The 17363-nt window shown below is 42.4% G+C and carries 14 protein-coding genes; 7 read left to right on the top strand and 7 right to left on the bottom strand.

Annotated elements, in window-relative coordinates; all coding sequences use genetic code 11:
• Positions 1-17 precede the first annotated feature (17 nt).
• From LCH52_15430 to LCH52_15420, 3 genes are all read right to left on the bottom strand, one after another.
• On the bottom strand, positions 18-1067 hold the full coding sequence (locus LCH52_15430; GenBank protein MCA0389879.1) for a CehA/McbA family metallohydrolase: 1050 nt from the start codon (positions 1065-1067) through the stop codon (positions 18-20).
• Positions 1068-2645, bottom strand: coding sequence for an aldehyde dehydrogenase family protein (locus tag LCH52_15425; GenBank protein ID MCA0389878.1), 1578 nt, complete (start codon positions 2643-2645; stop codon positions 1068-1070). It abuts the gene before it with no gap.
• Between the two features lie 167 nt (positions 2646-2812).
• On the bottom strand, positions 2813-5449 hold the full coding sequence (locus LCH52_15420) for a hypothetical protein (GenBank protein ID MCA0389877.1): 2637 nt from the start codon (positions 5447-5449) through the stop codon (positions 2813-2815).
• A 416-nt stretch (positions 5450-5865) separates the two neighbouring features.
• On the opposite strand from LCH52_15420, the gene queF reads away from it, so the two are divergent.
• The 7 genes from queF (at position 5866) to LCH52_15385 (ending at position 12088) form a co-directional block, all read left to right on the top strand.
• Complete coding sequence (gene queF / locus LCH52_15415) at positions 5866-6231, top strand: preQ(1) synthase (GenBank protein MCA0389876.1); 366 nt, start codon at positions 5866-5868, stop codon at positions 6229-6231.
• A gap of 6 nt (positions 6232-6237) precedes the next feature.
• Positions 6238-8799 carry a [protein-PII] uridylyltransferase gene (gene glnD / locus LCH52_15410; protein MCA0389875.1) on the top strand — a complete coding sequence of 854 codons (2562 nt, stop codon included), beginning with the start codon at positions 6238-6240 and terminating at the stop codon, positions 8797-8799.
• A gap of 50 nt (positions 8800-8849) precedes the next feature.
• Positions 8850-9686, top strand: a complete 837-nt coding sequence (gene murI / locus LCH52_15405; protein MCA0389874.1) for a glutamate racemase — start codon at positions 8850-8852, stop codon at positions 9684-9686.
• A 187-nt stretch (positions 9687-9873) separates the two neighbouring features.
• Positions 9874-10899, top strand: a complete 1026-nt coding sequence (locus LCH52_15400) for an OprO/OprP family phosphate-selective porin (protein ID MCA0389873.1) — start codon at positions 9874-9876, stop codon at positions 10897-10899.
• A gap of 1 nt (position 10900) precedes the next feature.
• On the top strand, positions 10901-11440 hold the full coding sequence (locus LCH52_15395; GenBank protein ID MCA0389872.1) for an FMN-binding protein: 540 nt from the start codon (positions 10901-10903) through the stop codon (positions 11438-11440).
• Between the two features lie 11 nt (positions 11441-11451).
• On the top strand, positions 11452-11964 hold the full coding sequence (locus LCH52_15390) for a hypothetical protein (protein ID MCA0389871.1): 513 nt from the start codon (positions 11452-11454) through the stop codon (positions 11962-11964).
• Positions 11936-12088: a hypothetical protein gene (locus tag LCH52_15385; protein MCA0389870.1), complete on the top strand. Its 153-nt coding sequence runs from the start codon at positions 11936-11938 to the stop codon at positions 12086-12088. The genes LCH52_15390 and LCH52_15385 overlap by 29 nt, the downstream gene beginning before the upstream one ends.
• 590 nt (positions 12089-12678) lie before the next feature.
• On the opposite strand, the gene tnpA is transcribed toward LCH52_15385, so the two are convergent.
• The 4 genes from tnpA to obgE all read right to left on the bottom strand — a co-directional run bounded on the left by tnpA (position 12679) and on the right by obgE (position 17362).
• Positions 12679-13128 carry an IS200/IS605 family transposase gene (tnpA, locus tag LCH52_15380; protein MCA0389869.1) on the bottom strand — a complete coding sequence of 150 codons (450 nt, stop codon included), beginning with the start codon at positions 13126-13128 and terminating at the stop codon, positions 12679-12681.
• Positions 13129-13450: 322 nt separating this feature from the next.
• Positions 13451-15484, bottom strand: coding sequence for a S9 family peptidase (locus tag LCH52_15375; protein ID MCA0389868.1), 2034 nt, complete (start codon positions 15482-15484; stop codon positions 13451-13453).
• Between the two features lie 9 nt (positions 15485-15493).
• On the bottom strand, positions 15494-16342 hold the full coding sequence (locus LCH52_15370) for a M48 family metalloprotease (protein MCA0389867.1): 849 nt from the start codon (positions 16340-16342) through the stop codon (positions 15494-15496).
• A 21-nt stretch (positions 16343-16363) separates the two neighbouring features.
• A complete protein-coding gene (gene obgE / locus LCH52_15365; protein MCA0389866.1) occupies positions 16364-17362 on the bottom strand; it encodes a GTPase ObgE in 999 nt (332 codons plus the stop codon).
• Between the last annotated feature and the right edge of the window lies 1 nt (position 17363).

The raw sequence follows: 17363 nt of genomic DNA, 5'->3' as shown, positions 1-17363 counted from the left end.
AGATAACCGTAATTTCTTTAAATTCCTACACGAATATGGTTTGAAAATATCCATCCTCTCCCCTCATGATAAACTTCGACCCTGTAAACCCCTTTTTCATATACAACGAACTCGATATCACTGCCCGTAGTCTCGTCGATAATCCTGCCGTTGTGAACAAGTTTCATCACGGCGAGCTGGGCAGGTACAAGTACCCGCAGATTGATTTTTTCGCCATGTGGAACCGTATCACCCATATTGTAATTTTGCCCCCCCGCAGATGCAACAAACCTGAACCCCGTGGCATCCCCGTGATAGTAATTCGCAACGAAACTTCTTCCCTCTTTTAATGCCTCAAATATCAGCTTTTGATAATGGTTCTGAACAGCAGGGTCATCAGTGGGATACATCCGTTCAGTAAGGATTACATAGGTTCTGATCGATCTGTAAAGGACTTTGTAGGGGAAGACCTCCACTTCAAAAAATCCGAGCAGGTTCACCCGGTGGGCATGGGCATCAATTCCTCCAATTGCTGTTACTTTCCGCTGCAGATTCAGTCTGTCCCAGACCTCAAGAGTTTCTTCGGCTGGTCGCTCTATTGTTCTGAGTGGATGTACAAAAGAATTGTATTTGTTCTGCTCGGTGAGGTTTTCCATCCATTCCGACATGTGGTTCCATATCTCTATTCCGGTGAAATCTGAAATTTCCCAGTCAGTCCATGGATAAGGCGGGTGTTGCTCCATCGAGTCCCGTTTTTCGTGCGGATGTGCCAAAAAGCCGATTCCCCCGGCATCATTGACAGCTTTTACATACTGCGCAGCCGGCATTCTTGTTGAAAAGGTCTTGTCCACTCCAAAGGCTAGGTAGTGATTCTTATTCTCTTTATCATTTATTTCGCACCCCACAATAAGAAGTGTCTTACCGTAAAATCCCTCGTACCCCTCATCTTTCGCTCTAAGAGTGTTGTGATCTGTAAGGATAATGAAGTCGAGCCCCGATTCATTGGCGAGGTTCGCTATTTCACGAACTTCGCCCGAACCGTCTGAAAATTTTGAATGTATATGCAGGGATCCTGAATAAACAAACATCTAAAACTTGAACTCGTCGATTATTTTTTGCACTTCTGCCGCCGTCAGCACTTTCTCTCCCGAACTCTCCGGGTTTTTAGCTTCTTTTTTCGGAGTTTCTTTCACAGCATTATTCTGGTTTATCACCGGGTTACCCGCTCTTGCTCTCAGTCTTTCCTCAATTTCCTGAAGATAGCTTTGCGAACGGGTAATATTATCACCCATTCCCGAAAGAGAATTTCCGTGATTTACCGGATTCACCTCAAATGCCAGATGTTTTATGTTCATAAGGTGTTTGGCGCTGACATTCTCGGAAACAATCGAGCCACCCCATGTTCCGGGTCCCAAAGTCAGGGATGGAAGAAGTGCTGTTGTATAACCAACCGCCCCTATGGAGGAAACAGTATTGCATAGAATTCTGAAAGCAGGCTTCTCCAAAGCAAATTTCATTATAATCTCACGGTCGTTCGAATGAATTACCATTGTATGCCCCACCCCGCCGAAATGCAGGAGGTCTATGCATTTATGACAGCCTTCAAGCCAGCCGTCAACCGTATAAAAAGCAAGTATCGGAGACAATTTTTCGTATGAAAGGGGCTCTTCCTTCCCTACCTTGTCACATTCAGCAACAAGAACTTTGATATTCTCCGGAACAGTAAATCCCGCATAGTTGGCAATCCATGGAGCAGGTTTTCCCACTATTTCCGGATTTATTCTGCCACCTTTAAGAATTGCAGCCCCAAGTTTCTTTTTCTCTTCCCCATTAACAAAGTAGCAACCGGCGGATTTCGCCTCTGCAATTGCTGTTTCTTTGATTGACCTGTCCACTATCATCGCCTGTTCGGAAGAACATAGTGTCCCATTGTCAAAAGTGGTTCCATAAACAATATCGAGAACCGCTTTTTTTACATTGGCACTTTTCTCAATGAATGCAGGGACATTGCCCGCTCCCACGCCGTATGCAGGAGTCCCCGAACTGTAGGCTGCCTTAACCATTGGAGTGCTTCCGGTGGCGAGTATCACAGCTATGTTTTTATCTTTCATCAGGGCTTCGGTCCCCTCGATTGTAGGTGTCCGGAGGCACTGAATCAATCCTTTCGGAGCACCTTCCTTCTCAGCCGCCTGGGCAACAATTGCGAGGGCTTCAGCAGTACAGTTCACTGTTCTTGGATGAGGCGAGGCAACTATGCCGTTTCTGCATTTAAGGGAAATAATAGCCTTAAACATTGCTGTCGAAGTCGGATTAGTGGAAGGAACCAGTGCGGCAACAACTCCCATCGGTTCTGCTATTTTTAGTACTTTGCCGCCGTGTAAACTCTCGATTACACCACAACTTTTAAAGTCTTTTATCGATTCCCATACATTTTTGGTGGCAAACTGATTCTTTATTACCTTGTCCTGCCACTTTCCAAATCCACTCTCTTCACAAGCCATTTTTGCGAGTTTCTCAGCAGCAGCATAACCTGCGTCAGCCATCGCCTTTACAATGCGATCAACCTGATCCTGTGAGAAATGCTTGAATTCCATTTGAGCCTCTTTGGCTCTCCTCGAAAGCTCTCTTGCCTCTTGTATCGAGAGCAGGTCTTTATCAATATTCATTGAATTTCCTTAAAAAATCTCATCTCGAAATATATAGATTATTTCCCTAACTATCAATTCTATTAACAATTGAGTTGGGAGATGTTTCATTACTTCAGAACTCCTGAACCTCGGAACTCCAGTACCTCAGTATCTCGGAAGTTCAGAAGTTCTGAAACTCTGAGGCTCTACTTCACAAAAAGCATCTTGTCCGAGCGGATGAACAGGGGTTTCAGGTTTGCATCCCTTACGGTGAGGTTGTAGAAATATACTCCTGATGCCATGTCATTCATCGTTCCTGTCTTTCCCGGGGTGAAATCCCTCTCGTGCTCTCCGGCAGGAAGCCAGCCGTTGTTCAATACTGCCACAATTCCTCCGTTTACATCGTAAACCCTCAGTATCACCTCTCCCGGTTCTTCAAGCCTGAATCTTATTGTTGTGGATGGGTTGAACGGGTTGGGATAATTTTGGTAGAGTACCACTCCATTGGGTGAAAGTTCACCTCCTTCAGCAATATCTGTCAGTACCACCGTTACACTGTCCCATTTACTTACAAGTCCCTGATTATCCTTCGCTGTAATTTTGTATGTATAGTTTCCTGTCGGGTCAGAGAGTGAATCGGTAAACATTGTGTCTCTGCCCGTATATATTCTGTTTAATTCTCCCGGGATGAAATACGGGTCTTTCCCCCTGTGAAGCGAAAATGAATTGAAATCCGCCTCTGTACCTCCCCGCCAGCGTGTTTCAATGCTTACCGGTTTTTTGGTAACAAGAGTAAACCTTGGTTTTTTGGGTGCAAGATCAAGATATTCGTATCTCTGACCATAGGGACCTCCATATCTTCCGATGTCACTACTGGTTCCGTCAACATCAAGGATGGTCGGGTCACCGGCATCTATGAGGGGGGAATACATCTGAAGACGGTAATTGCTACTGTCGGTGCCTTCATACATCGGGTCAAATGAAGTGTAGATCAGAGTATCGGGATCAAGTTTTGAAATGTCATTGGAGATTGTGCCGTTGCCATAGAAGTTGTTGTAATTTATATTTCCTGCTACCACATTTTCTCTGTATAAATCGAATACCATTCCGCATGAATCAATTATGTTGTTTATAAAATTGATTGGCGTGTTTGCTGTCCAAGACTCAACAGCTTTCGTAAAGAATCTGAAGATATTGTTTTCAAGATAACCGCGTCCCATCCCAACACCCGTTGACGATTGACCCCCAAATGAAATTAAATTATTATAGAATTTAGACGTTCCGCCGAAGAGCCCTAATGAAATTGCCTTCCAGTCATTATATAATATCAAGTTTCCGCTTATAAGACCTGTACTTAATGATAATGTGTAAGTATTTTTATACATTATGTTTGACTTTATTTCTATTGGAGAAGCTGATGTTTGATAAGCAGTCTCAATTGCTGTTTCGGTACCCGTAAATAGATTCATTGAAACTTCTCCTGTTCCAGACCATACAGACAGTGCACATCGAAAATTCCCTTGAAACCAATTATTACGAATACGGACTTTTGCTATTCCTGTTGGTCGTGATATATAGAGACCGCTATGGTAAGTAGTGGCTTTCTTTGTTCTAAACAACAGGTTTTCAAGTGTAAGATTATCTCTCATAAAAAACGCATATATCTCAGAAAACTGAGGAAACCCACTCAAATCCACGATACAACTGTCAACATCAACACCGATTATCGCAAGGTCTCTTCCCTGGTGTTCTGATACCACCTGCTCCCTGTAAATACCCGTTCCAATAAGTATCGTATCTCCACTCTCACACATGTCCACAACTTTTTGTATACTGTCAGATGCAGTCGCCCAACTTGTGTATGGATACACAGGTGTCGGGTTGCCCGCTTTCACATAGCGGATGGTTGGTACAACAGCCCGACCGCTCCCTGAATGAGGAGTCCGTCCGGAGTGACCCTTCTCAGCAATCTCATCTTTTTTGTTGAGGTATCCTGTCTTTATATTGCTGTTCGTCTTACTGAGCATTTGGCCGTTCTTCAGCGAGAAGCGTTCCAGTATTCTTTCCTTGTCTCTGCCATAAACATACCAGATTAACTCATCCATAACTTCAATATTATCGATGTAAAGTTCACCGTGGTTCAATGTGCTGATACCTTCAGGAAGTACAACTGCATACGATATATTCATCGATTTTATGCTCTGCGGGTCGATTGTACCGGATGAACTGTTATTGGGACTGCTTATTATTCGCAAATCGTATGGAAGAATGATCAGCGTAAAATATTCATCGGACAAATCATCCCGTTTTACTTCCTTTCCCGCTAATGTGACGGTTGTCGTCTTCCCCGATATATCTGTCAGGTTCAGATTCACCCGTAATGAACAAACCGTGATGTTCGAATCAGGCCTTCCTCCTCCCTTTAACTTAAATTGTGCCAGATATTGTATCAGCATTGAATTTGGAAGTCCCGGCAGATTTGTAAACCTGTAATCCCTTTCCTGATAAATGAAAGGACCTTCAACGAGTGTGATTTCCTGGCGGGTTTTGTTGCAGGTTGTGTCTGTCAGCCACCTTTCAGGTAATTTGGTTTTGATATAACTCCCCGATTGATCGCTTATGACGGTTGTGTAATTGGAGTCACGGTTCATTCTGACAGTGCCGGGATACATACCACCACTGCCTCCTTCTGCTTCCCAAACATTATGGATACCGTGAGAGAATAGTTTCTCCCAGTCAATTTGCCTTTCATCGGGTTCAGATATATTCCAAAAGCTGTTTTGTGCAAAATTTTTCCCGAAAAGTATCCCGTCTGGTACCTGTGATTTTATGGTTTGTACCAAAACGATCGTAAAAATAGCACAACTTAATAAACTGTATCTACAGGTCATTGATCTGTCTTCTTTTAGTTTTCAATAATTGTCGAACACCGGAATCTCAGTTTCTCCGAAATTCTGAGGTCCTGAAACTCTGAGGTTCTTTTTTCATTTATCTGTCCGATGAATTGTTCCAGGTTGTCTTTTATAATCCTGATTTAAGTATCAAAAATAACAATATATATAGTTAATGCAAAACTTACTCCGAGAACACTGGAACTCCGTTGCTTCAGTAACTCCGATGCGCCGCGGCGCACCGAAGTTCTGAGGTTCTGACTTACCCCCACAATTTGTCGAATCCGCCAAAGAGTTTAAATTTAAAGTTTGGTTTTTGAATTAATTTAACGCAATAGTTGTTAGAAAAAGAAAAGAAAGGCTTGTTAGTGGACGAAAAAGTCAAAATACTCGAAATTTTTGAAAACAGTAATTCTCACAGAAACTACAGAATTATCCATACCGCTCATGAATTTACATCTGTGTGTCCAAAAACGGGACATCCCGATTTTGCAACCATGCAGTTTGAATATATTCCTGAAAAATGGTGCGTGGAATTGAAATCTTTAAAACTTTACCTCCAGTCGTTCAGAAACGACGGCATTTTCTATGAGAATGTGACCAACAGAATAGCTGATGACCTGATTGGTGTACTTCAGCCAAGATACTTCAAACTTACTGCCAATTTTTCGGTGAGAGGTGGAGTTTCATCCGTTGTAGAAGTTGAGCATAAAGCGGAAGACTTCAAGGGATAAAAATTTATGGATTCCGGAGACCCTGCAAAGTATAATCTTAAAGACCTGATTAAAAATTTCTTTTCGGGCGATGAAGTTATTAAAAACGGACTGGGCTGTTCCTACCGTTTCAGCCTTGAAGTTGAGAATCTCATTCGTCGTGTTGCAGGTCATCAGGATTTTAGTTTTGCTGTGGTTTCCGGAGGTTCCCTCTCAAGAAGAGAACTTGCACCCTACTCTGATATCGATATCACCATAATTTCCTCTGATTCCAAAAAGGATTCGGAACAAATTTCCGCATTTGTCACTCTTATGTGGGATTCGGGTCTCGAGATATCGCATACCGTAAGAGAACTTGATGACATCAGCAAATATTCCACAACAGATCTGCATGTCTTCACATCCCTTCTCGAAACTTCCTTTATTTGCGGAAACAGTCCTGTATATCAGAGCTGGTTGTCGACCCTGGAAGAGATTTTTACTCCCGAATTAAAGCAAAATCTCTTTAAGGAATTTGTGGAAGATATGACCAACCGTTACAACAAGCATGGTCTCTCGAGCAAAATGATTGAACCGAATGTGAAACTTTCCAACGGTGGATTAAGGGATTTCCAGCTTCTTCAATGGATTTATATCTTCTCCCATGCCAGAACTTTCGGACAAACAGAGGGATTGTCGCAGTCTGAACTCTTTATCAATACAATCTTTGAGGAGAAACCTTTTCCGGTCAATGAGATTGCCCGGTTAATAAAAAGTTACAAATTTCTGATTACAGTCAGAAATATCCTCCACCTCTCCGCTGGAAGGAAAGCCGACAGACTCGATTTTGAAGCACAGATAACAGTGGCAGATGCAATGGGATTTGGTGGCGGTTACAAGGAGCTGATGAAGGAATATTACAATGCCACAGGTATTGTAAACAGATTTTTGAAATCATTTATAAAACGGTACCGAAAAATCCTCTTCCCTCTTCCCTCTTCTTCCCTTGCAATCAGACTCGATGACGATTTTTATATTTTAGGCGATACTCTTTATTCTTCCGATGAGGGTTATCTTAATACTGATCAGATAATGAAAGCGTTTTACCTCAAGGCGGATCAGGCAGCTCTCTTCGATGAAAAATTGAGGTCGCAAATTGTAAACAGCCTCGACAACACTACCATCGAACGCACTCCCCAGGCAACAAACTATTTTAAGAAAATCCTGCAGCAAAAAGACAATGTCGGTGCAACTCTCGCTTCAATGCACGAACTCGGAGTGCTTGGTGCCCTGATCCCCGAATTTGTTGATCTGTCAGGATTTATCCAGCATGGCGTGTATCACAGTTACACAGCCGATGAGCACACTATTATCGCTATAATGAATGTCGAGAAAGTACAGCACGAAAAATCGGTTCTGGGAAGACTCTTTAATACAATCGCTAGAAGAGATATTTTGTATCTGGCGATTTTATTTCACGATATTGCCAAACCAATTAACCTTGAGGGGCATCATCTGCTGGGAGCTGAAATAGCAGACTCCTTTATGCAAAGCCTCGGTTACAGGGAAAAAGAGATTGAAATGGTGAAGTTCCTGGTCAAAAATCATCTTTTAATGGCACATACCGCTTTCAGAAGAGACCTGAACTCCCCTGAGACGCTTAACCGGTTTGTATCAAATATAAGTTCTGCTGAAGAGCTTGACATGCTCTACCTCCTCACTTATTCAGACCTTTCTGCCGTCAACAGTGCCCTTTGGACATCCTGGAAAAACGACCTGCTTAATGAACTCTACCGTAAATCGTCGGAAATGATCAAAGAGGAACTTCCCGCCGAAGAACTTCTCTATCAGTCAACTTTTCCCGCTGCAGAGAAAATACTTGAACACTCATCAAATATTTCTCACGCACATGTGAAATCGCATATCGATTCGTTTGAAGACCTTGCTTATGCCAATTACTTTTCGGAAGAGGAAATGGCACGACATATCGAGGAGATTGTCTCAGGCTCACCAATTTCTGTTATGTTTAAGCAGGCTGGGAACTTCACCAATGTAACAGTAATAACTTTCGATGCGGAATCACTCCTGGCAAAACTTTGCGGTGTCTTTCTGATCAATGATGTAAATATTCACGATGCAAAGATTTTCACAAGGAAAGACCGAATAATCATCGACAGTTTTAATGTATCTGATTTCAGAACCGGTTCCAATGTGGATGAGCTTAAATTTTCCAAAATTGAAGCTGACTTTGTAAAGATGGAAAAAGGAATGCTCCAGCTTTCCACAGAACTGAAAAAACACAAATCGAAATGGTGGCGACTCGAAAGCAAGTTCTTCAAGAAACAAGGGAAAGTTTCCATCAGGTTTGAAGAATCAAAAAAATATACGATTATTGATATCCATTCCCCAGACAGGATCGGTTTCCTCTTTAAAGTTACCTCAAAACTGCATGATTTGGGTCTAAACATCTACTTTGCCAAAATCCTTACCATGGGAAGCGACATTGTGGATTCATTCTATGTACTCGATTCCCGCAAGAAAAAAGTCTCGCGCAATTTTTATCCCGTAATCACCGAAGAGCTTAAAAATTGTATTGAAGAGATTCTCTGAGACTCTGATCATTTCTTTTTCTTATTTTTGAGTTCAACATTTTGGATTTTATGAAAAACAGACCGGCTCCAATTGGCGTTTTCGATTCAGGTATTGGTGGACTTACCGTTGTAAAGCACCTCATCGATGCCCTCCCAAATGAAAATATCGTTTACTTTGGCGATACCGCAAGGGTCCCCTATGGCTCCAAGTCAAACGATACAGTCATTGAATACTCAATTCAGAATGCAGCATTTTTAATGGAGTTCGGTGTAAAAGCCATTGTGGTTGCCTGCAACACAGCTTCTTCCGTTGCCATAGAAAGCCTGAGAAACAAATTTGATGTTCCCGTAATCGGAATGATTGAGCCCGGTTCAAAGTATGGTCTCGGCTACACTTCCAACAATAAAATCGGTGTCATTGGTACCCGCGCCACGATTAACAACAATGCCTACTCCCGGAAGATTAAAGAACTCAGCCCGAATGTTGAGGTATTCGAGACAGCCTGTCCCCTTTTTGTCCCGTTTGCAGAGGAAGGTTGGGTTGATCATCCGGCAACACAGGCTGTGGCTGCTGAATATCTTGCACCACTTAAAACTGCAGGAATTGACACACTCATTCTCGGTTGCACCCATTACCCCATACTACGCGAGGTTATTCAACGGGAGGTGGGACCCGAAATAAAACTTGTTGATTCCGGTATTGCGGCTTCCTACTCGGTGGTGAAAGAACTCACCGAACGGGATATTCTCAACAATTCAAATTCACAGGGTTCACATATTTATTATGTAAGTGATGTGCCAACCACTTTTCAGTTTGTCGCATCCCTCTTCCTCGGAAAGGAGATAACAAACATCCATAAAGTGGAGACCGACTACATTTCCTCCCTCTTTTCGATTAAAAAATAACCCCGTTCCTTTACAATTGTAAAAAAAATCTTATACTTCCTTTAATATATATTGCACAGAATCAAACGCTTTCTTATATTTGCTATTGTTATTTAGACTTAATCTTAATATAAACATAAAACAATGAAAGTTAGCCCATATGTACTATGCCAATAATTTTAAACCCCTCCTTATCCTTGTCATACTTATGACAACAAGCCTGTTCGCCCAGGATGATTTTTTTACCCCAAAGACCGGTGTCGGTGGATATGGAGAACTGCATTACAACAATAATACATTCGATACAAAAAAAGCTGAAAAGAAACTCGATTTTCACAGATTCGTCCTCTTTTTCAGTCACTCATTTTCAGAGAAATGGTCATTCAAAGCTGAACTCGAACTGGAGCATAACTTCGTCAGCGGTGGAAATGGCGAAGTGGAACTTGAGCAGGCGTATGTCAGCTACCTTCCCTACAACTGGCTTGGATTCAGAGCAGGTGTCGTGCTTGCTCCTGTAGGAATAATCAACGAAATTCATGAACCCCCGACCTTCTTTGGAGTGGAAAGACCCGACTACCACAATGCAATCATCCCAACCACATGGTATGGAAACGGAGCATCAGTTTTCGGAAATTACAAAGGTCTGGAATATACTTTGAATGTTATGGAAGGACTGAACAGCGAGAAGTTTTCACCTGCATCAGCACTTCGAAGCGGAAGAAGAAAAGGTTATCTTGCAGACGCGACCGATCTCATGTACACACTTCGACTCGACTATAACATTTCATCAGCTTTCAAAGCAGGAGCTTCTGCAACTTACAACAAAGCGAGAGGTGACTCCTCCACTATCGAATTTAACCTCGTGGAATTACACGCCAAATACAGCAAAAACGGATTATATGCCGTTGCTGAAGGCGCAATGATAAATTACAACAGAGGATCAGTCGAAACTTCAACAGGTTACTACTTCGACCTTGGATATGACATCAACAGATTCATTAAATCCGACTGGCAAATAATCCCGTTTGTAAGATATTCATTCTACAACACCGCATCAACTGTAAGAAATACAAACCTGAAACCGGATGATTTCGCTTATACTCAAATTATGGTCGGATTAAATATCCTGCCCCTTGATAACATCGTTCTCAAAGTCGATTTCAGTTCCAAAAAGAGAAAATCAAACGATGAAGAAACGAAGTCATTCAATCTTGGCGTTGGATACATGTTCTGATATGACTGCGAAAATAATCACAATTACATTTGTTATAGCCATTTCCTGCCTGTGGAATCAAACCCGCGGGCAGGAGATAAAAGAACTGACGGAATCGATAATCCGCTCAGAAATGGGGAAAGGTGTCTCCATCAAACAGGAGAAATACACCATCCCCGCAAAAGCAAAAAAGAATGCAGAATCTGCCTCGAAACAAAAATTCGCAAATGACTTTATCTATATTTATACAGTTTCCAACAAAGGGAAAGTCACCTCTTACGGACTCCTGGATAATGTTTACGGCAAAGCAATGCCGATAACATTTCTGGTACTGTTCGATACAAAAGGAAATATTCTCTCCTCACACATCGTAAAGTACAGAGAACAGTATGGTGGAGAGGTTGCTGATAAGGGATGGAACAAACAATTCAAAGGGAAGAACAAAGATTCCGATTATACGGTCGGGAAAGCAATAGACTCAATTTCAGGTGCTACTATCTCTGCCAATTCAGTCTCAAAAGGCATTAAAAAACTCGCTGTTCTGTTTCACGAAATATTTTAGAAAAGGATAATGTGGAATCAATTTTAAAAATCAAACTTCATTTGCTGCCGAAAAATCTTAAAATCTTCCTGGCAGCTTTTACGATTCTGCTGTCAGCCGCAGTAGCAACGGGGCTCATATTTCTTTACCACAATACAAGTTACCAACCGGACAAGGCAGTCGAACATTTTAACGGCACGGATACAGGTAAAGCCGATGAGTTTGACATTCCCGAAAAATATGAAAAACCGGTTTCGGAGCTGTTGATCACAACCCACAATCATCTGTTTGGTTTTGCATTCATTTTTCTCGCACTTGGAGGAATCTTTTGGTTTAACTCAACCATTGGCGGCTTCTGGAAGGGTTTCTTCATGGTCGAACCTCTCTTCTCCACCCTCTTCACATTTGGCGGTATCTGGCTTGTAAGATTTGTTCATCCTGGTTTTATTTACCTTACGGCACTCTCCTCCACACTGATCTACATTTCATTCCTGATCATGGTGTCAGTTGTGTTGTATGAACTTCTGTGGAAGAGAGGGAATTGAGAGACCTGAGAAACTCGAGAGACTTGAGAGAATTGAGAAACTTGAGCGACTTGAGAAACTTGAGAAACTTGAGAAACTTGAGAAACTCGAGAGACTTGAGAAACCTGAGAGATCGAACAAATGAAAAATTGGCCCCGCATGGGGTCGTGTATGGGTAGCAAAAATCAATAATTGAGTCGGCCCCGCATGGGGTCGTGTATGGGTAGAAATGTATGGGTAGCAAAAATCAAATATTGTGTCGGCCCCGGATGGGGTCGTGTATGGGTAGAAATGTATGGGTAACACCAAAATCAAATATTGCGTCGGCCCCGCATGGGGTCGTGTATGGGTAGCAAAAATCAAATATTGCGTCGGCCCCGCAAGGGGTCGTGTTGGGTAGAAATGTATGGGTAACACCAAAATCAAATATTTGGTCGGCCCCGCAAGGGGTCGTGTATGGGTAGCAAAAATCAATAATTGTGTCGGCCCCGCATGGGGTCGTGTATGGGTAGCAAAAATCAATAATTGTGTCGGCCCCGCATGGGGTCGTGTATGGGTAGCAAAAATCAATAATTGCGTCGGCCCCGCAAGGGGTCGTGTATGGGTAGAAATGTATGGGTAACACCAAAATCAAATATTGCGTCGGCCCCGGATGGGGTCGTGTATGGGTAGAAATGTATGGGTAGCAAAAATCAATAATTGCGTCGGCCCCGCAAGGGGTCGTGTATGGGTAGATCATTTATAATTTTCAGGGTTTTCATGCCCGTAAGATGCAAGAAAACGCCTTATCTCGGAAATAGAACTTTCTTCCAAATGATGCACTTCCTGATTACGAATATATATGTGAATTCTATCCAGCTCCGTTTTTCCGATAGAAAATGCGCCGTAACCTTCCTGCCAACTAAAATGCCCGTGAATAAATCGCTTTTCGTTTATAAATTTTGATGATTCCGATTTAATGTCGCGGATCAAGTCAGGAAGAGATTGAATGGGATTATAGCCGATAAGGATATGTATATGATCCTCGACACCGTTAATCTCACGAACTTTGTGCTTGCGTGATTGAATGATTGCGGTAATGAATTTTAACACCTCTTGACGAAATGTTGATTTAAGAACTTTTTCTCTCGATTTAACCGCAAAAACTATGTGTAAATATATTTGTGTGTATGTTGAATGTGACAATTGTTACCCATACTTGACCCCGTCCGGGGCCAAAACATTTGTTAATTCCGTTGCTACCCATACATGACCCCGTCCGGGGCCATAACATTTTTTGATATCGTTGCTACCCGTACATGCTACCCATACTTGACCCCGTCCGGGGCCAAACCAATTTTTTGAGTTTGTCGCGACCCAATATGACTCAGGTCTCTCAGTTACTCGATTACTCAAGTTTCTCATGTCTCTCGAGTTTCTCAAGTCTCTCAGGTCTCTCAGGTTCTCAGGTTTCTCAATTCTCTCGAGATTCTCAGGTTTCTCAAGTTTCTCAAGCCTCTCTGGCACTCTACTTCAAAAACCTGTCGAACCAGTCTTTTACTTCTTTGTACCAAAAGATTGAATTTTGAGCCTGCATTACCCAGTGGTTTTCGTCGGGGAAATAGACGAGCCGTGCAGGTACACCTTTTCCTTTAAGGACACCGTATAATTCGAGTCCCTGTGTTACAACTACTCGATAATCTTTTTCGCCATGGATGACAAGCATAGGGGTAATCATCTTGCTTGCATATGATGACGGGCTGTACTTAAGTACCTGTTCCTGATTGTACCAGGGAGCACCTCCGTATGCAAGTTCACGGAAGTGAGTCATGTCGGAAGCAAACTGTCCGTAATAATTGTAAACTCCGGCATGAGAGACGAGAGCAGAAAATTTATTCGTTTGTCCGGCAATGTAATTTACAAGATATCCGCCATAACTTCCACCCGCAGCTCCGACTTTGTTTTCATCGATGAAGTCGAACTTGTCGAAAAGAAATTCATTTGCATTCATGATGTCGGTATAAGGTTTGTCACCATGGGCACCCACGATTGATTCGGCGAATTTCTCACCGAATCCTGTACTTCCATGGAAATTAACCATCGCTACTACATAACCCATCCCGGCAAAAACCTGTGAATTCCACCTGTAATGGAAATCATCGCTGAATGCTCCGTGAGGTCCGCCATGAATCAGGTGGATAAGAGGATATTTTTTTGTTTTATCGAAGTTTGGTGGATAAAGGAGGAAAAGCTGTACAGAATCTTTGTCCGCACCTGAATAGTAGTGCTCTTCGAATTTTCCGAACTGAATTTTTGCTGTAAGTTCTTCATTCAGGTCAACTATTTTGGTGAGTTTTTTTGAAGACTGATCATAAGACACAATTCTCTGTGGGGTGCTATTGTTTTGATTCAGAAAATAAACTATACTGCTGTCGGGATCGATACCGCTGTTTGTACCTTCAGCAAAAACATGCTGCAAATCTCTACCATCAGGATTAACCTTAAAAATTCCTGTCCGTCCTTTAAAATCACATGCAAAATAAATTGTGCCTGTTTTTGTATCAAACTCGTATTCACCGATGGAAAGATCAATTTTTGCGGTAAGAAGTGTATCCTTCCTGGAGGAAAGTTCGAATCTTGCGAGTTTGTTGTTTTCTGCAAGTTTATTTACATCAAGAGTTTTAAGATAAAAAACAAATTTGCCACAAGGTGAAAAGCGGGCACCTCCATCACCTGCCATGTTACTTGCCGTGATGTTTTCCATTTTACCACTTCCATCTGTTTTAAGGAGGAAGAGGTCGAAATTCAATTCTTTGAAATATGGTTTTGGAGTAACATTTGCCGAAAGTACGATCTGCAAACCGTCAGGTGAAATGTCGAAATCGGCACCACTTCCCCCTGCTGAAAGAATTGCTTCATTTGCGGGTGTAAGATCGGTCACTTTTCCCGTTGTCACATCTACTGCATAAAGATGTGTAACAAAACCGTCAGTCAGCCAACTGTCCCAGTAACGATAGTATCTGTCTTCGGTGACTTTTGCCGTAACCTTGTTCTCTTTTTTGGCTTTGATAAGCTTTTTGAGTGTATCAAGATTACCTTGGGCTTCAGGATATGTATTAGCAGCAAACGCGATTTTCTTCCCGTCCGGGAACCACTTTATTGAACCGGCGCCGAGAGGCATTTCGGTAAGGCGTACCGCTTCCCCGCCTTCACGGGAGATGATATAAATTTGTCCCCGCTCATCACCTTCTCTCTTTGCAACGAAAGCGATCTTTTTCCCGTCAGGTGACCATACAGGTGATGATTCTCCTCCTTTGCTTGAAGTGAACTTTCTGTAATCAGCAGTCTTCAGATCAAGCAGAAAAAGGTCGCTTTCGGATTCATTTTTGGATGCGTCATAAGTGGTTACTGAAAATACCGCTTCGGTTTTTGCAGGATTTACAACAAAACTTCCGATTCGTTTCATTTTCCAGATATCTTCGGCTGTCAAAGGTTTTTTATCCTGAGGAACAGCAGAAAAAACGACTAAAACGGCAAAAATGATGGTTGCAAAGATTCTCATGAACTCTCTCTATTTAGGTAATTTATCGGTAATGTTTCTTTTGTACTCGTCTCTGAATACCCCTTGTCCGGCGTAGTTTGTGTAGGAAAACACTGCCATTCCTTTTTCTTTCAGACGCTGATCTGTACTCGATATTCTGGCAATTGGATCAGGATGTGTGGAAAGAAAAGTCTCAATTCCACCACTTTTGGAACTGACTTTACCGTCATCTCTCATCTTTTCGAAAAAGAATTTCACTCCACCCGGATAATAGCGTGTGTCTTTCAGGTATTCAATCGAATATTTGTCACTTTCATCTTCATTCGAACGGCTGTTGGAAAGCAACGATAACCCTGCAAAAAGATTTGCGGCAATTTCCACATATTTGTTTGGATTTTGACCCAAAACCAGACCGATCAACATTGAAGTGCCATACTGTGCAGTCATTCTCTGGGTTGCGTGCCTCCGTTCGGCGTGTGCGATTTCATGTCCAAGTACACCTGCGAGTGCTGCTTCAGAGTCAAGATACTTTAACAGTCCCGTATAAACATACACTCTTCCACCCGGAAGAGCAAATGCGTTCAGCACATCGGGTCTGTCGATAATTTCCAACTGATAAGTGTACACATTTTTTTTGGTGATCGAATTTGATTGCAACAGGTGATAAAAAATCCTGTCGTTCAAATATTGCTTTATGGATGGATCTCCCCGGAATATTGGATATTCCTTCGGATCTGCAGCTATCTCCGCAGCCACATTTGACCCCAATGATACTTCATCAGCGTCTGAAAATATATTCAGTCCCAGACTCGAGCAGGCTGAAATGAAGAAAGTAAATGCGACCGAAAGGACGACCGCACTGTATTTATGGATTCTCATATTATACCTCGATTCGGTTGTTTATTTGCTTTCCTTTTTCTGCATTTCATCCCACAGTCTCTTTACGAGCAAGTCGATATTCAGGCGTGATGCAGAAGAGATAATCATCGGTTTTCCCCGATATCCTTTTACTTTTACTTTCTGAAGTGCTGACAAACTCTCCTCATCCAAGAGATCCGCTTTTGTCAGGGCGAGAATTTTCTTCTTTTTTGCAAGAGTTGGACTGAATTTTTTCATCTCGTTCAGCAGTGTTGCCAGATCGCGATCGTAGTCATCTGATGTAATGTCGAGAAGGAAAAGAAGAATACCTGTTCTTTCGATGTGCTTCAGAAACTGGATTCCCAAACCTTTCCCCTCACTTGCTCCCTCGATAATTCCGGGAATATCCGCCATCGTGAAAGAGTCATAGTCTCCCACGCGGACAATACCGAGATTTGGCTCAAGTGTGGTAAAAGGATAATTTGCAATTTTAGGTTTGGCTTCGGATATCACTGAAATGAGCGTGGATTTCCCCGCATTCGGAAAACCGACAAGTCCAACATCTGCGAGCAGTTTTAATTCAAGATCGGCTCTAAAACCTTTACCGGGAGTTCCGGGTTCGGCTGTTCTGGGAGTTCTGTTTACCGCTGTGGCAAACTTCGAGTTCCCCTTGCCTCCCTTTCCTCCTTTTGCAATAAGGTAGGTTTCGCCTGCTTTTTTTACATCAAGAATGGTCTTTCCCGTATCGGCATCCTTAATAATGGTTCCTACCGGAACTTTTATTATCAGGTCTTCACCTTTTCGCCCGTCCTTCAGTGAGGTGCCTCCCGGTTTACCGTCTTCGGCTGCATATTTCTTCTTATATCTAAAGTCAAGAAGAGTGTGAAGGTTATGGTCGGCGTATATATAAACCGAACCCCCGTCACCTCCGTCACCACCTGAAGGTCCGCCTTTCGGAACAAATTTTTCTCTTCTGAATGCAACTGCACCATCGCCACCTGCTCCTGCTGAAATTTCAATACTTACAAAATCTATAAACACT

It is taken from the genome of Bacteroidota bacterium, from assembly GCA_020161395.1.
GTDB lineage: Bacteria > Bacteroidota > Ignavibacteria > Ignavibacteriales > Ignavibacteriaceae > UTCHB3.
The sequence above is the reverse complement of the archived record's forward strand: the minus strand, read 5'-3'. Positions and strand labels throughout refer to the sequence as shown.

Bases quoted from the DNA above. Each gene is read 5' to 3' on its own strand.
- LCH52_15430 (MCA0389879.1), bottom strand. From the start codon at position 1,067: ATGTTTGTTTATTCAGGATCCCTGCATATACATTCAAAATTTTCAGAC.
- LCH52_15425 (MCA0389878.1), bottom strand. From the start codon at position 2,645: ATGAATATTGATAAAGACCTGCTCTCGATACAAGAGGCAAGAGAGCTT.
- glnD (MCA0389875.1), top strand. From the start codon at position 6,238: ATGGATTCCGGAGACCCTGCAAAGTATAATCTTAAAGACCTGATTAAA.
- murI (MCA0389874.1), top strand. From the start codon at position 8,850: ATGAAAAACAGACCGGCTCCAATTGGCGTTTTCGATTCAGGTATTGGT.
- LCH52_15400 (MCA0389873.1), top strand. From the start codon at position 9,874: ATGACAACAAGCCTGTTCGCCCAGGATGATTTTTTTACCCCAAAGACC.
- LCH52_15395 (MCA0389872.1), top strand. From the start codon at position 10,901: ATGACTGCGAAAATAATCACAATTACATTTGTTATAGCCATTTCCTGC.
- LCH52_15385 (MCA0389870.1), top strand. From the start codon at position 11,936: ATGAACTTCTGTGGAAGAGAGGGAATTGAGAGACCTGAGAAACTCGAG.
- LCH52_15375 (MCA0389868.1), bottom strand. From the start codon at position 15,484: ATGAGAATCTTTGCAACCATCATTTTTGCCGTTTTAGTCGTTTTTTCT.
- LCH52_15370 (MCA0389867.1), bottom strand. From the start codon at position 16,342: ATGAGAATCCATAAATACAGTGCGGTCGTCCTTTCGGTCGCATTTACT.